The 12,212-nt window shown below is 69.8% G+C and carries 16 protein-coding genes; 14 read left to right on the plus strand and 2 right to left on the minus strand.

What is annotated here, in order from left to right; all coding sequences use genetic code 11:
- Window positions 1–133: 133 nt before the first annotated feature.
- Together NO887_RS06250 and NO887_RS06255 are read left to right on the plus strand one after the other, a co-directional pair.
- Window positions 134–1,198: an ornithine cyclodeaminase family protein gene (locus NO887_RS06250; RefSeq protein ID WP_256417618.1), complete on the plus strand. Its 1,065-nt coding sequence runs from the start codon at window positions 134–136 to the stop codon at window positions 1,196–1,198.
- Between the two features lie 66 nt (window positions 1,199–1,264).
- Window positions 1,265–1,762, plus strand: a complete 498-nt coding sequence (locus tag NO887_RS06255; protein WP_256417619.1) for a dihydrofolate reductase — start codon at window positions 1,265–1,267, stop codon at window positions 1,760–1,762.
- A gap of 6 nt (window positions 1,763–1,768) precedes the next feature.
- Here NO887_RS06255 and NO887_RS06260 read toward each other — a convergent pair whose 3' ends face one another.
- The gene (locus NO887_RS06260; protein WP_256417620.1) at window positions 1,769–2,020 is read right to left on the minus strand and encodes a hypothetical protein; all 252 of its coding nucleotides are present in this window, start codon (window positions 2,018–2,020) and stop codon (window positions 1,769–1,771) included.
- Window positions 2,021–2,036: 16 nt separating this feature from the next.
- The gene (locus NO887_RS06265) at window positions 2,037–2,885 is read right to left on the minus strand and encodes a 23S rRNA (uridine(2552)-2'-O)-methyltransferase (protein ID WP_256417621.1); all 849 of its coding nucleotides are present in this window, start codon (window positions 2,883–2,885) and stop codon (window positions 2,037–2,039) included.
- 192 nt (window positions 2,886–3,077) lie between these two features.
- Between NO887_RS06265 and NO887_RS06270 the strand changes: the two genes are divergently transcribed.
- The 12 genes from NO887_RS06270 to NO887_RS06325 all read left to right on the plus strand — a co-directional run bounded on the left by NO887_RS06270 (window position 3,078) and on the right by NO887_RS06325 (window position 12,212).
- Entirely contained in the window at window positions 3,078–3,260 is a 183-nt protein-coding gene (locus NO887_RS06270) for a CbtB domain-containing protein (RefSeq protein ID WP_256417622.1), read from the plus strand.
- Window positions 3,261–4,103: a CbtA family protein gene (locus NO887_RS06275; RefSeq protein ID WP_256417623.1), complete on the plus strand. Its 843-nt coding sequence runs from the start codon at window positions 3,261–3,263 to the stop codon at window positions 4,101–4,103.
- Complete coding sequence (locus NO887_RS06280) at window positions 4,100–4,459, plus strand: (2Fe-2S) ferredoxin domain-containing protein (protein ID WP_256417624.1); 360 nt, start codon at window positions 4,100–4,102, stop codon at window positions 4,457–4,459. The genes NO887_RS06275 and NO887_RS06280 overlap by 4 nt, the downstream gene beginning before the upstream one ends.
- Before the next feature lie 173 nt (window positions 4,460–4,632).
- Complete coding sequence (gene cbiT / locus NO887_RS06285; RefSeq protein WP_256417625.1) at window positions 4,633–5,250, plus strand: precorrin-6Y C5,15-methyltransferase (decarboxylating) subunit CbiT; 618 nt, start codon at window positions 4,633–4,635, stop codon at window positions 5,248–5,250.
- Window positions 5,247–5,945, plus strand: a complete 699-nt coding sequence (locus NO887_RS06290) for a cobalt-factor II C(20)-methyltransferase (RefSeq protein WP_256417626.1) — start codon at window positions 5,247–5,249, stop codon at window positions 5,943–5,945. Before cbiT ends, NO887_RS06290 begins: the two co-directional genes overlap by 4 nt.
- Window positions 5,942–6,868: a cobalt-precorrin-4/precorrin-4 C(11)-methyltransferase gene (locus tag NO887_RS06295; protein WP_256417627.1), complete on the plus strand. Its 927-nt coding sequence runs from the start codon at window positions 5,942–5,944 to the stop codon at window positions 6,866–6,868. The genes NO887_RS06290 and NO887_RS06295 overlap by 4 nt, the downstream gene beginning before the upstream one ends.
- Window positions 6,865–7,980, plus strand: coding sequence for a cobalt-precorrin 5A hydrolase (cbiG, locus tag NO887_RS06300; protein WP_256417628.1), 1,116 nt, complete (start codon window positions 6,865–6,867; stop codon window positions 7,978–7,980). The genes NO887_RS06295 and cbiG overlap by 4 nt, the downstream gene beginning before the upstream one ends.
- Window positions 7,977–8,873 (plus strand): precorrin-3B C(17)-methyltransferase, encoded by an 897-nt coding sequence (locus NO887_RS06305; protein WP_256417629.1) that lies wholly within the window; start codon window positions 7,977–7,979, stop codon window positions 8,871–8,873. The genes cbiG and NO887_RS06305 overlap by 4 nt, the downstream gene beginning before the upstream one ends.
- Window positions 8,874–8,895: 22 nt before the next feature.
- Window positions 8,896–9,921, plus strand: coding sequence for a precorrin-3B C(17)-methyltransferase (gene cobJ, locus NO887_RS06310; protein WP_256417630.1), 1,026 nt, complete (start codon window positions 8,896–8,898; stop codon window positions 9,919–9,921).
- 1 nt (window position 9,922) lies between these two features.
- Complete coding sequence (locus tag NO887_RS06315; protein WP_256417631.1) at window positions 9,923–10,225, plus strand: ferredoxin; 303 nt, start codon at window positions 9,923–9,925, stop codon at window positions 10,223–10,225.
- Window positions 10,222–10,986 carry a cobalamin biosynthesis protein gene (locus NO887_RS06320; protein ID WP_256417632.1) on the plus strand — a complete coding sequence of 255 codons (765 nt, stop codon included), beginning with the start codon at window positions 10,222–10,224 and terminating at the stop codon, window positions 10,984–10,986. Before NO887_RS06315 ends, NO887_RS06320 begins: the two co-directional genes overlap by 4 nt.
- Window positions 10,983–12,212, plus strand: a complete 1,230-nt coding sequence (locus tag NO887_RS06325; RefSeq protein ID WP_256417633.1) for a CbiX/SirB N-terminal domain-containing protein — start codon at window positions 10,983–10,985, stop codon at window positions 12,210–12,212. The genes NO887_RS06320 and NO887_RS06325 overlap by 4 nt, the downstream gene beginning before the upstream one ends.

A 12,212-nucleotide genomic window follows, 5' to 3' on the forward strand; every position in this document is an offset into this window, starting at 1 on the left:
GCGAACGGCAGTGCTCACATACACGCCGACAGCGGTGGGAACGGTCGTCAGCAGGTGCCGCTGTCGCCGCGATCATCTTCGTTCTCCCGCCGACTCCTGAGAGTATATATACCGGACTGGCGAAGATTTTGGTATGCAGACCTTGCTGTTGAACGCCGCTGACGTGGACGAGAACGCTCGCATGGACCGGGTGATCGAGGCAGTCCGCGGCGCGTTTGCGGCCTACGAGCGCGGCGACGCGACGATGCCGGCGAAGTCGTACATCGATCTCCCGGAGTACAACGGCGACTTCCGGTCGATGCCCGCCTACCTCGACGTGCGTGAGGCGGACACCGACGAGGAGACGGCCGACGGTGAGGGGTGGGACGCCGCGGGGATCAAGTGGGTGAACGCCCACCCGGACAACCCCGCCGACCACGACCTCCCGACCGTGATGGGGACGATGATCTACTCTGACCCCGAGACTGCGTTCCCGCTGGCAATCCTCGACGGCACGACGCTCACGATGAAGCGCACGGGCGCGGCCGCAGCGGTCGCCACCGACCACCTCGCGCCCTCCGACGCGACCAGTCTGGGGATCGTCGGCGCGGGCGTCCAGTCGTACACCCAGTTGGAGGCGATCGCCGAGGTGCGCGACATCAGGGAGGTCGTGGTGAGTGACCTCGACGCGGAGCGCGTCGCGGACTTCGTCGCCGCCTTCGAAGACCGGTTCGACGTGCGCGCCGGCTCCGTCTCGGAGGCCGGCCACTGCGACATCCTCTCGACCGTGACGCCCGTCGAGGATCCGATCGTCGGGCCCGACGACGTGGGCGAGCACACGCACATCAACGCGATGGGTGCCGACGCCGCGGGCAAACACGAACTCGCGGATTCCCTCCTCGCCGTCGCCACAATCGTCATCGACGACCACGAGCAGTGCACCCACTCCGGCGAGATCAACGTTCCCTACGCCGCGGGCATCCTGACCGACGACGACATCTACGGCGAACTTGGCGAGATTGTCGTGGGACGGCGCGCCGGCCGGTCCGGGACCGGAAGCGCAACCGACGCCAACGCGGACGTCGGAGTCGAAGGCGTCACCGTCTTCGACTCGACTGGCCTCGCGATCCAAGACGTGGCGGCCGCCCGCGTCGTGCACGAGCTGGCCGACGACAACGACAACGGCTATCCGTTCGATCTGCTCGGACTCGCCGACTGAGCGTCGCCGGCCGAGCAGACACGTCCGACGCGCGGGTTTTTCACCGTCGATGTCCTTACTGATCCCGTGCAACTCGTCAGCGTCGCGGCGCTCGCGGAGAACCGAGCGATCGGGCGAGACGGGGAAGTCCCGTGGCCCCACATCGAGGCGGACGTGCGGCAGTACCGCGAGCGCGTCGCGAACGCGCCGGTCATTCTGGGTCGCCGCACGTTCGACTCGATGCGCGACGATCTCCCCGGCAGCCGCCAGATCGTCGTGAGCCGCAGCGCCGACTCGACCGGCGTGCCGACCGCGGTCGTCGCGAACGGCGTGGAGGAGGCGATCGGTCGCGCCCGTGACTTCGCGAACGCGCTCGACGATCCCGTCTACGTCCTCGGCGGCGGGGCGATCTACAACCTGTTCCAGCCGCACGTCGACCGGATGGTCCTGAGCCACGTCACGGGCACCTACGACGGCGACACGTTCTTCCCCGAATGGAACACCGAGGAATGGAGCGTTGCGTCCGAGACCGACTACGATCGGTTCACGCTCCGCGAGTGGGTCCGTCGAGAGATCGCCTCCTGACCGGCGTCACTCCGATTCGGATTCCGGAATCCGACGGAGCCGCCACCTGACGGCGAGGCCGACGACGAGCACGGTCCCGAACGTGACGATCCCCGAGATCAGCGCGCCGCGGGCCGTGGTCGCGCCGGTCGCGATCGCGGTCGTCGACGCCCCACCGCCCGCGAGCGCCGCCGCGCCGGCGATACCGCCGAAGCCGAGACAACAGAGGCTCAACAGGCCGACGACCGACAGCGATCCGAATATCCCGTCGCTTCCCATGGGTCGCTACGCCCCGCTACTCCTCGCTGCGTCCTGCGTCATCCGTGCCGTCGCGGTCCGCGTCATCCGTGCCGTCACGCTCCTCGCCGGTCCCCTCGCGGACGCGCTCTGCGAACCCGAACCGCGGCTTGGCGTCGACGATCTCGACGGTCAGCGTCTCGCCGACGGCGGCGTCGGAGACGAACAGCGAGTACCCCTCAACGTAGGCAATTCCATCGCCCTCGTCGCCCAGTTCCTCGACGGTCACTTCCAGACGGTCCCCGGCCGCGACGGGGGCCGTGTTGAGCCCTTTGGCGACGAGGTACACCTCCGACGACGAGTCCCGTGAGGCGGGCGGCGAGACGGTCCGGAGGTACTGGAACTCCGCGCGCACGTCCTCGCGGAACGCGTCGAGGTCGTCACCTTGGAACACCTTGACGACGAAGTCCCCGCCCGGCGCAAGCAGTTCCTCCGCCACGTCGAACGCCTGTCGCGCGAGGTGGACCGATCGAGCGTGGTCGAGCCCGTACTCGCCGGTCATGTTCGGTGCCATGTCGCTCACGACGACGTCCGCGCCGCCCTCGCCGACCGCCTCGCGCAGGTAGTGGCGGGTGCGCTCCTCGGTCATGTCGCCGCGGATCGTGTCCACGTCGTGGTCGCCGAGCTCGTCGATGCGCTGGAGGTCGACGCCGACGACGGTGCCCGACTCGCCGACTTCCTCGGCGGCGACCTGCAGCCATCCGCCCGGCGCGGCACCGAGGTCGACGACGGTGTCGCCGCGCTCGAAGAGGTCGGATTCATCGTTGAGCTGCTTCAGCTTGTAGGAGGACCGGCTCCGGTACCCCTGCTGTTTCGATCGGTTGTAGTAGTCGTCTTTGCCGCTCATGCGCACACCGCCTCTCCGGATTCCGTGAGTCGCCCCCCGACTGCCGGCGTATTCGCGTTCATACGCCGACGTACGTCACGGATCCGGAAAGGTACGTCGAACGGGCGGGACAGATTGGGGAGTGACTCGCCGACTCTTTTGCAGTCGGAAAGATTTACAAGCGCGCTTTCTCTCGTACAAATCAGATTGTCAATGACGGCGAACACGGTTCACGATCGGCTGGCGCTCGCGCGAACGACGCTCACGCCCACGCAGGTGATCTCGGTTCTCCTCGCGGTGGCCGCGCTCGGATTCACGCTCGTGTTGCTTCAGGATCCGACGGCACACGAGGCGATGCACAACTTCCGGCACGCGGCGGGCGTCGTCTGTCACTGAATGATCGCCGCCTACGTGGTGAACGGCGTCAAGGCCGGCCTCGTCGCCGGCGTCGTGTTCGGGCTCCTCGTGGCGCTCGTGGCGAACCCGCTCGTGGCGTTCGCGGAGGAGCGCGCCCAAGTCGAACACGAGGGTGCGACCGCGGACGGCCACGATCACGGTAGTGGCGACCTCGAGGGTCACGACCACGCTGGTGGTGACGCCGGCGGCCACGACCACGCGAGCGGCGGGCTGCCTGCCATCGTGTCAAACGGGGTGAGCGTGCTGTCCGGCGTGCTCTGGGGGGTCTTCCTCGGCGTCGCGGGGTTCGGCATCGCCTTCTACGTCCTCGAACCGATCGTCCCGGGATCTGGGTCGGTCCGGAGCTACGTGTTCGGCGGCGCGGGATTTCTCACGGCGTCGGTTGCGCCGTGGTTCGTCTTCCCGCCCGCGCCGCCCGGCGTCGTGCGGTCGCTGGATCCGAATACGGCGACGCTGCTCTACTGCGGGGCCGTCGCGGCGGGCGCGGTCGCCTCTGTCGCTGGAATGTACGCCCACGACCGGCTCCGAGACGCTCGGGGCCGACTGACAGCTGGCGTCGGTGCGGTCCTGCCGTGGGCGCTGTTCGTCGCGGGCGCGGTCGCCGTCGCCGGCGTCCCGACCGTTCCCGTTCCGGGCGGCATGTCGGCGACGCTCGCGACCGGGCTAGCCGGGCTCGTCGTGTTCGGACAGGCGCTCACGTGGCTGGTGCTGGCCGGTGCGCACGCGCGGTTTCACGATTCTAGCGGCGCGAGCGCAGGACCGACCGACACCGGCACAGTCGCCGGTAGCACCGCGGACGACGTACCCGCGGGGAGCCCGTGAACGAGCAGACCGAGTCGGTTCGTGAAGCCGGCTTCACCGACCACGTCCTGGTCTGCACGAACGCCCGGGAGTCGGAGTACGCCGCCTGCGCGGAGGGCGACGCCGATGCGGTCGCCGACGCGGTGCGGTCGTGGCTCCGCGAGCGCGACGTGTTCTGGTCGCGCGTGTACGTCGCCGAGACGGGTTGTCTGGGGCTGTGTAGCGCCGAGGGGGCCGCGGTCGCCGTTCACCCGCGCGGCCGGTGGTTCACCGAGGTGACGCCCGCAGAGGTCCCGGATCTCATGGTGGACGTGTTCGGTCCCGACGCGACCGACCTCGGCCGCACGGCGGACGAACTCCCGGCGCAGTCCGGCTGATCGTTCCGCAACGCGCCGCTCCGCACCGCTCCGCACCGTTCCGCTGAGCGAGGTCGACGACCGCAGCGCTCCTCGACCCGCCGCGTACCGCTCGGTCTGTGCGCCGTAATTCAATATAACTTTTCTTAGAACAATCCAAATTGTTATTACGCGGGCTTCCTCTCGTGGAACCGATGCCTCGAACGCCGGCGACACGCCTCCCCCACGACGCGAAGGCGGGCCCCACGAAGCCCGAAATCCGAGCCGTGACCGTCTCGAAGCTGGGTCTCACTCCCGAGGACCACTTCGTCGAGGTCGGCTCGTGCACCGGCGCGGTGACGATCGAAGCGGCCCGACGGGCGGGCCGCGTCACCGCGCTCGAACGCAAGCCCGATCGGCTGGCGGTGACTCGCAAGAACCTCGCGGCGAACGCACCGCTCGACGCGGACGTGGAGCTCGTCGAGGCTGAGGCCCCGGCGGGCCTGCCCGACGACGCGGACGCGTTGTTTCTCGGCGGGTCGCGCAACTTCGAGGCGGTGCTCGATCGCGCGGTCGAGACGGGCGTCGAGCGAGTCGTGATGAACGTCTCGCGGCTCGAAGTCGCCGGCCGCGCGGTCGAGGCGTTCCGCGACCGGGGCATCCTCGACGAGGTCGTCCAGTTCCAAGCGAGCCACGGCTACGAGCTCGCCGGCGCGACGAGCTTCGACTCGGACAACCCGGTGTACGTGATCACGGGCGGCGTCGGGGACGGATCGGGCGACGGTGAGGACGAAGCGGAGTCGGCTGTGAGTGCCGAGCGAGGTGACGCGTGACGCTGTACGGCGTCGGCCTCGGTCCCGGGGCCGCAGACCTGATCACGCTCCGCGGGAAGCGCGTTCTAGAGTCGGCCGAGACGGTTTACACGCCCGGGCGGCTCTCGCGCTCCGTCGCTGTCGAGCACGTCCCCGAGTCGCGGCTCGGCGACCTCGACTTCCCGATGACGCGCGACCCCGACGAACTCCGGCGGGCGTGGCGGGAGGCGGCCGACGCGGTCGCGCCCGTCGCCCGCGACGGCGACGCGGCGTTCGTCACCCTCGGCGACCCGAACGTGTACTCGACGTTCGGTCACCTTCGGCGGACGCTCGACGCGTTCCACCCGGACGTGGGCGTCGAAACGGTGCCCGGCGTTTCGGCGACGACCGCGTTCACGACCGCGCTCGGTGTCGAGGTGGAGGCCGGCGCGGGGTTGGCGCTCCGCGAGGCCGACGCTGGGAAGTCCCCGACGGGGCCCGACCGGATGGTGCTGTTCAAGGTGACCGACGCGCCCGCTACCCACGAGGGGCTCGTCGCGGCCGGCTACGAGGTCACGTACGGCCGCCGGCTGTTCATGGAGCAGGGCGAGACGGTCGTGACCGATGACCCCGAAGCGATCGCCGACCGCGACTACTACACGCTGGCGTACGCTCGCCGCCCCGACGCCGGCGCGGAGCCGGCAACCGCGGCCTTCGCGGAGGTGGGAGACGCGTGAGCGACCCGCTCCCCGATCCTGCGACCGAAGTGCTGGACGACCGCGAGGGAATCCCGTTCGTTGGCGCGGGCCCCGGCGACCCCGGTCTGCTGACGGTTCGCGGGCGGGCACTCCTCGAAGACGCGGACCTCGTGGTCCACGCGGGGTCGCTCGTGAACAGCGAGCTACTGGACGCCTTCTGTGACCACGCCGAACAGGTGAACTCCGTCGGGAAGGATCTCGAAGAGCTGATCCCGCTGATGCGGGATGCCCACGAGGCCGGGCGGACCGTCGTCCGACTCCACTCGGGCGACCCGTCGATTTACGGGGCCGCCTTAGAGCAGATGGACGCGCTGGAGTCGGAGGGTATCTCCACGTACTTCGTCTCGGGCGTCACCGCGGCGTTCGCCGCGAGCGCGACGCTCGACACCCAGTTGACGCTCAACGAGGTGTCGAACCACGTCGCGTTCACCCGGCCGCAGGGGAAGACCCTGAGTCCGGAGGAGGACCACATCTCGGAGTTCGTCCGGATGGGCGACGTGACGACCTGCATCTACCTCGGCACCCACGCGGTCCGCGAGACGATGGACCGACTGCTCGACGACGGTGTTGACCCGGACACGCCCGTCGCGGTGGTGTACCACGCCTCGTGGCCCGATGAGGACGTGATTCGCGGGACCGTCGGCGACGTCGCCGACGCGGTCGAAGAGGCGGGCTACCGTGCCTCCGCGCTCGTGGTTATCGGCGAGGCGGTCACCGGCGGGGGGTACGAGCGCTCCTACCTCTACGGCGATTGGGCCAACGGCGGGGGTGAGGTCGAGCAGGAGCGAGACCTCGATTCGAGCGGGGAGCGAAGCGACCCGCGAGACGAGAGTGGTGGAACCGACGAGAGTGAAATCGACGCGGACGACGCCGACGCGATCACGGAGGGATCTACGCAATGAGCACGGACGACGACACGACGGACGCATCGACAGAGGACACGGCGGGAACGACGCCCGATTCGGATGCATCGACCGATTCGGACGCGTCAACCGATTCGGATGCATCGACCGATTCGGACGCGTCAACCGATTCGGACGCGGGCTCCGAATCCTCGGATTCGGGCGGCGGGCACTGTTCCACGGCGGACTCCGACGGCGAGGTGGCGGAGACGCTCGGGATCGTCACCTTCGAGCGCAAGCGCGACACCGCAGAAGAGATCAAGGCGGGACTCGCCGACCGATACGAGCGTATCGACCTGCTGGAGTACCACGGTGACGTGTTCGCCGAGCACTGGGGCGAGTACGACGTGTTCTGCGGGCTGATGGCGAGCGGCATCGCGATGCGCAAGACTGCGCCGCTTCTCGACGACAAGTGGGACGACCCCGCGGTGGTCGTCGTCGACGAGGAACTGACGTGGGCGATCCCGCTCACGGGCGGCCACCACGGCGCGAATCAGGTCGCAGACGACCTCGCCTCGCTGGGTGCGGTGCCGGCGATGACGACGGCCAGCGAGGCCGCGGGCAAGCAGGGCGTCGAGGAGCGCGCGAAGGCACTCGACGCCCACGTGGTCAACGGCGACTCGACGGTCGCGACGAACCTCGCCGTCCTCGACGACGACCTCGGTCCCGTCAAGCGGCTCGACGGCCCCCAAGCGGTGCTCGTCGGCGACGACGTGACGGTGCTCAAACGGAACAGCGACCCCGAGGCGGGCGTCGTCCTCGGCACGGGGAGCGTCTCGGGCGCGACGGCCGAACAGTTCGAGGCGGCGTGGGCGCGCGCGCTCGACGCGGCCGACGCCGACTGGGACGACGTGGAGTTCGTCGCCACGGGCACCCGAAAAGAAGAGGAACCGGGGCTGCTTGAGGCGGCCGAAGGACGCGGTCTCGGCGTCGTGAGCTTCGAGAAGTCGACGCTTGAGGAGCACGAGGGGCCGACCCCGTCGCGCTCGAAGGAGCTGATCGGCTGGCCCGGCATCTCGGAGGCGTCTGCCATCGCCGGCGGCCGCGACCACGAGCTCGTCGTCGAGAAGATCGGCTACGAGGACAGCGTCACGGTGGCGGTGGGGCGATGAGCGGCGACACGAAAACAGAAAAAACGGGAGCGCTCCCCGCCTCGCGCGCGGCCGCCGGCGGCGACCCCGACGGCGACGCGCCGGACGGGTACGGAACGCTGTACGTCGTCGGCATCGGCCCGGGGCTCCCCGAGGAGATGACCGACCGCGCCCGACGCGTGATCGAGACGGCCGACTGCGTGATCGCCTCGAACTTGTATCAGGCGTTCCTCCGCGACGACGGGACGCTCCCGCCGGAGGAGGCGCAAGCGGACAGTGAGCAGGAACTGGTCCGCTCATCGATGGGCAAACAGGTCGAACTCGCACGAGAGGCGTTTGAGCGCGTCCGCGACGGCCAGGACGTGGCGCACGTCTCCGGCGGCGACCCGAACGTGTACGGGAAATCTGATCTGCTGTTCACGATGGCCGAGGCGGAGGAAGCGACAGACGTGCCGATCGAGATCGTCCCGGGCGTCACCGCGGCGCTCGGCGGCGCGGCGACGCTCGGCGCGCCGCTGTCGAACGACTTCTGTACGATATCGCTGTCGGACAAGTGGCGCGGCTGGGCGGAGATCGAAGAGAAGCTGCGGGCGGCGGCCGTCGCCGAGTTCGTCGTCGTCCTGTACAACTGCTGGCGCGACTACGAGCGGGCTATCGCGGTGCTTCGCGAGGAGCGCCACGACGACGTGCCCGTCGCCATCGTCAACGACGCTGGCCGGGGCGACGCCGGCCGCAACGTCGACGGCGAGACGTACACCCTGACGACGCTCGGCGAGGCGACCGAACACGACGAGGAGGTCGGCGGCATGGGCACGTCGATCCTCGTCGGCACCCACGAGACCGAGGTCTGGGAGAACGACTACCGCGACTACCTCGTCACGCCCCGCGGTGGGCGCGACGTGGACGACTTCTGAAACCGATACCACAGCACAAACCATGAGCGACGACACCACCTGCGGCGGTTCGACGGCGACGGATAGCACGGACACCGAGACGAGCGCCTGCGGTGCGACGACCGACGGCGGGACGACAGCCGAGACGGCGGAGGCAGCGTCCGCTGCCGGTTCCTCGGCCTGCGGCGCGTCGTCTGACTCTCCGGACGACGACACGGACAGCGCGAGCGCCTGCGGCGGGTCGAAGAGCGCGACCGACGAGAAGGTCGAGGCCACCGTCGACGACTTCGACGCCGACCCCGGTCGGCTCGTCGCCGTCGGGCTCGGCCCCGGACACGCCGAGGGCATGACCGCGCGGGCGAAGGCGGCGCTTTCGGACGCCGAACACATCGTCGGCTACACCACCTACATTGACCTCATCCCGGACGAGATCACGGAGGGGGCCGACGAGCTGTACGACACGCCGATGTGCGGTGAGGTTTCGCGGACTGAGGAGGCGATCGACCGCGCGCTCGCCGGCAACGACGTGGCGATCGTCGGCTCCGGCGACCCCAACGTGTACGCGCTGTCGGGGCTCGCGCTGGAGATACTGGAGTCGAAGGGCGCGACCGCCTCGATGGTCGACTTCGAGGTCGTCCCCGGCGTCCCCGCGGCGCAGTCCTGCGGGGCCCGGCTCGGCGCGCCCCTCGTCAACGACTCCGTGTCGGTGTCCCTGTCGGATCACCTCACGCCCATGGAGGAGATCGAGTCGCGCCTCCACGCCGTCGCCGGCGAGGGGTTCACGATCACCATCTACAACCCGTGGAGCCGCAAGCGCCGAGAGAACTGGGAGACGGCCTGTGCAATCTTGCGCGAGCACCGCGCGGACGACACGCCCGTCGGGATCGTCCACGGAGCCGGCCGCGACGACGAGGCGACGGAGATCACGACGCTCGGCGAGTTGGAGTCGTACGGCGAGACCGATCTCGTGGACATGACGACGACCGTCGTCGTCGGTAACGAGGACACGTACGTGTGGGACGACCGGATGGTCACCCCCCGCGGCTACGAGAGCAAGTACGACTACTGAGATGTGCGAGCCAGCCAGCTACACGGTGACGGTTGACCGCAACGCCTGCGACGGCGTGTTCGCGTGCCTCGTCCGAGATCCCCGGTTCGTGGAGGACGACGAGGGGCTCGCGAGCCTCGACGCCGACGCCGCCGAGACGCTGACGCGAACGGCCGCGGGCGTGACGGCGACGTTCGCCGACGACCGGATCGAAGAGGCGAAACAGGCGGCCGCGGCGTGTCCGCTCGACGCGATCGCTGTTGCGTCCGCGGAGGAGGTCGCGTCCGCGGAGGAGGTCGCGTCCGCGGAGGAGGGAGACGAATGAGCGGGCGCGCGGACTGGACCGACGCCCCGTTGCCGACGGTCCCGGACGACCTCCTCGCCGCGACGCCGCAGGCGGCGTACCTCTGGGGTCGCGTGGCCGCAGACGGCGCGGTCGACGGCGACGAGGTGCGGGTCCGGGTCGGCGGCGCGCCGGCGGCCGAGCGGGTCGCGGCGCTGTTCGGCGCGCGCGACGTTGACCGCGCTCGCGAGGTGACCGAGCGCGAGTACGCCCACGACACCGACGTGACCCGCACGAGCGACGAGTACGTCGTCGCGGTCGAGACGCCCGCGGCCCGCCGCGCAGCCGCCGCGTTCGGGCTTCCGACCGGCGGTGCCGCGTCCGAGGGAGTCGCCGGCGGCTATCGCTTTTCGGCGCTTGACGACCACCGCCGACAGCTCCTCCGCGGGCTCGTCGAGGGCTGCGGCACGGTGTGTTATAAGTCGGACCCGAACGCGGTGGGCATCTCGGTCGTCCACGACGACGAAGCGCTGCTCGCGACGGTTCGAGACCACCTCGACGCCACACCGGTCGACGCCCCCTACGGAGACCTGAACGAGTCGTCGTCGGGCGGATACTGGTTCGGTGTCGCAGACGATGCCGGGCCCGTCCTCGGCGAGTGGCTGTACGAGGGGAGCGCGGAGTCCGGCCTGTTCGCCCCCCAGCGACGCAGCAAGACCCGAAAGAGCATCGAGCGCGTCCGCGAGGCGGCGGGCGCAGACGACGAGGAAGGGAGTCAGACCGGCGAGGGGGAGCGCGCGTGAGCAGCGACGCCGCCCCGACGCCAGCCTCGCTTTCCGACGAGGCGGTGTTACTCGTCGGGCACGGCTCCCGCCGCGAGAAGTCGAACGAGCAGGTCCGGACGCTCGCGGCCGATCTCGAATCGCGGCTGGGGGTCCCGGTCGACGCCGCGTTCCTCGAACTCGCGTCGCCGGCCATCGACGACGCGATCGCGGGCTTGGCGGGGACCGTCTCTCGCGTCTCGGTCGTCCATCTCTCGCTTTTCGCCGCGAGCCACGTCAAAAACGACGTGCCGCTCGCCGTGAAGCGCGCCCGGGCCGACCATCCCGACTTGGAGATCCGGAACGGCTCGCACCTCGGCGTGCATCCCGCGCTGCTCGACCTGCTCGACGACCGCGCCGCGGCCGTCGAGCGGGAGTTGGGCGTCGACCGCGCCGACGACGAGGTCGTCGTCGTGCTGTGTGCCCGCGGCTCGTCGGACCCCGACGCCAATGCCGACGTGCACAAGCTTGCACGGCTGCTGTACGAGGGCCGCGAGTTCGCCGACGCGCAGGCGACGTTCATCGGCGTCACCGACCCGACGCTCGACGAGACGCTCCACCGCGTCGCGCGCGGCCGGCCTGACGCGGTCGTCGTGCTCCCATACATGCTCGGCGACGGCGTGCTTACCGGGCGGATCAAAGGGGGAGCCGAGGCGTTCGACGCGGAGTACCCCTACGTCGACGCGGCTCCCGGCGAGCCGCTCGGGACCGACCCGCGGTTGCTCGATGTCCTCTCGGACCGCTGGCAGGAGGCCCGGACGGGCAGCGTCGAGATGTCCTGTGACACCTGCAAGTACAAGGTCGAACTCGACGGCTACGAGGCCGACGAGGGCGGCGCGCGAGCCATGCTGCGGGCGCTGACCCACAGCGCGACCCACGCCGACCGCGAGTCGGTCGACGACGACCCGCACGCCCACGACGCGCCCGCTAACCACGTCGCGGTCTGCACGAACCAGACCTGTGCGGCCGCCGGATCGCCGGCGGTGCTGGAGCGACTTCGACAGGCCGTCCGGGACTCCGACGCCTGCGACGCGCGCGTCACGCGGACCTCCTGTCTCGACCAGTGCGGCGATGGCCCCATGGTGGCCGTCTACCCCGACGGTGTCTGGTACGGCGGCGTCGATGAGGCTGACGCGGACCGCATCGTCTCCTCGCACCTCGACCGCGAGCGCATCGTCTCCGACCTCGTCCACGACACGTTACAATAG

It is taken from the genome of Halorubrum laminariae, from assembly GCF_024494655.1.
Lineage (GTDB): Archaea > Halobacteriota > Halobacteria > Halobacteriales > Haloferacaceae > Halorubrum > Halorubrum laminariae.